The following is a 2,227-nucleotide window of genomic DNA, read 5'->3' as shown; positions in this document are numbered from 1 at the left end:
TGCACCGGCGCGCTCCTGACCACTTCGCGCGCCCCCGACTCCAAGCGCACATTGATGGTCTTCTGCGGCACCATCACCAGCCCCGCGCCCGCCTGGCGCAGGGTCTGGCCGGCACTTCCCAGCACTTCCAGCACCTGCAACGCACTGATGATGGCGTCACCGGTCGTGGCCCGGTCCAGGCACAGGATATGTCCCGACGCCTCGCCCCCCAGCACGCCCTTGCCCTCGACCAGCGCCTGATGCACATAGCGATCACCGACATTGGCCCGCACGAACGGGATGTCCAGCCGTTCCAGCGCCTGCTGCAGCCCGTAATTGGTCATCAAGGTACCGACCACCGGCCCACGCAAACGACCGCTGGCCTGCCAGGCCTTGGCCAGGATATAGAGCAGGCCATCACCGTCCACGGCGGCGCCCGTATCGTCCACCATCAGCACACGGTCGCCGTCACCGTCGAAGGCGATGCCAGATCGGCCTCCACCTCGACAACCTTGCGCGCCAGGTTGTCGATATGGGTGGACCCCACCCCGTCATTGATGTTGATGCCGTTCGGCTCGGCACCGATGGCGATCACCTCGGCCCCCAGTTCACGGAACAGCAGCGGCGCGATGTGGTAGGTCGCGCCATGGGCGCAGTCCAGCACGATCCTGAGCCCGCGCAGGTAGAAATCGCGCGGCACGCTGACCTTGCAGAACTCGATATAGCGGCCGACCGCGTCGCGGGCACGCATTGCCTTGCCCAACCGGTCGGACTCAACCGTAGAAAATGGCGCCTCCAGTGCCGCTTCCAGCGCCAGCTCGGTGGCATCGTCGAGCTTCTCGCCTTCACCGGAGAAGAACTTGATGCCATTGTCGTGATGCGGATTGTGTGAGGCACTGATGACGATGCCGGCGTCGGCACCCAGCGTGTGGGCCAGAAACGCCACTGCCGGGGTCGGCATTGGCCCCAGCAGCTGCACATCGGCCCCCGCGGCTACCAGCCCGGACTCGAGCGCCGCCTCGAACATGTAGCCCGAGATGCGGGTGTCCTTGCCGATCACCACGGTCGGCCGGCGCCCGGTACGTTCGAGCAACACCCGCCCCAGCGCATTGCCCACACGCAGCACGAAATCAGCGGAAATGACGCCCTGGCCGACCCGGCCACGGATGCCGTCGGTGCCGAAATACTTGCGTGTTCTCATCAGGCCGCTTCGTCTTCGTTCTCAGGCTGTCGCATCATCATCGCCAGCAGCTCGGCCAGGCGGTCACGCATTTCGCGACGGTCGCAGATCTGGTCGATGGCGCCATGCTCGAGCAGGAATTCCGAGCGTTGGAAGCCTTCCGGCAGCTTCTCGCGGACGGTCTGCTCGATCACGCGCGGGCCGGCAAAGCCGATCAGTGCGTGCGGCTCGGCGATGTTGATATCGCCGAGCATCGCGAACGAGGCCGACACGCCCCCGGTGGTGGGATGGGTCAGCACCGAGATATACGGCAACCCCGCGTCACGCAGCTTGCCTAGCGCGGCCGAGGTCTTGGCCATCTGCATCAGCGAGAACAGGCCTTCCTGCATGCGCGCGCCGCCACTGGCGGAGAAACACACATACGGGCAACCCAGCTCAAGTGCGGTTTCCGCAGCCAGCGAGAAGCGCTCGCCGACCACCGACCCCATCGAACCGCCCATGAACGCGAAATCGAAGGACGAGGCCACCAGCGGGCGGCCCTTCAGCAGGCCGCGCATCGCCACCAGCGCGTCGTACTCGCCGGTGTTCTTCTGGCTGGCCTTGATGCGTTCGGCGTACTTCTTCTGGTCCTTGAACTTGAGCACGTCGGTCGGCCCGAGGCGGGCGGCGATCTCGGTGGTGCTGTCGGCATCAAACAACGAGGCCAGGCGCGCGCGGGCGCGGATGGCCATGTGATGGCCACACTTGGGGCAGACCTCGAGATTCTCTTCCAGTTCCGGGCGGTACAGGGCCGCGCCGCAGCTGCTGCATTTTTCCCACAGGCCCTCGGGGACGCTGCGTTTCTTGGAAGGCGTGTTGTCGGTACGGATGCCGGACGGCATCAACTTGCTGAGCCAACTCATGCGGGGTGACGGTTCCGTTCAGGGCGACCTTGCGGCCGCGACAGGGCCCACAGTCTAGCTCACCCCTGCGACGGTGGCGCCCCCCGCCTGCACACATCCGGCCTATGCCCGGACGACGCAAACCCTACCCCCGCGTACGTTTCACTCCTTACACGGGGCGCGGGCA

The 2,227-nt window shown here is 65.9% G+C and carries 1 protein-coding gene and 1 pseudogene; both read right to left on the bottom strand.

What is annotated here, in order from left to right; genetic code table 11:
• A pseudogene (gene glmM / locus JCM9942_RS14370) lies at positions 1–1,180 on the bottom strand (phosphoglucosamine mutase); the annotation flags it as partial.
• Positions 1,180–2,061, bottom strand: a complete 882-nt coding sequence (gene accD / locus JCM9942_RS14365; protein WP_054660516.1) for an acetyl-CoA carboxylase, carboxyltransferase subunit beta — start codon at positions 2,059–2,061, stop codon at positions 1,180–1,182. The gene accD and the pseudogene glmM, both read right to left, overlap by 1 nt.
• Positions 2,062–2,227: the final 166 nt, after the last annotated feature.

The organism is Stenotrophomonas pictorum JCM 9942, assembly GCF_001310775.1.
Classification (GTDB): Bacteria; Pseudomonadota; Gammaproteobacteria; order Xanthomonadales; family Xanthomonadaceae; genus Stenotrophomonas; species Stenotrophomonas pictorum.
Note: the sequence above shows the minus strand (reverse complement) of the source record. Positions and strands in the feature narration are given on the sequence as shown.

Coding starts and splice junctions, on each gene's coding strand:
- accD (WP_054660516.1), bottom strand. CDS start 2,061: ATGAGTTGGCTCAGCAAGTTGATGCCGTCCGGCATCCGTACCGACAAC.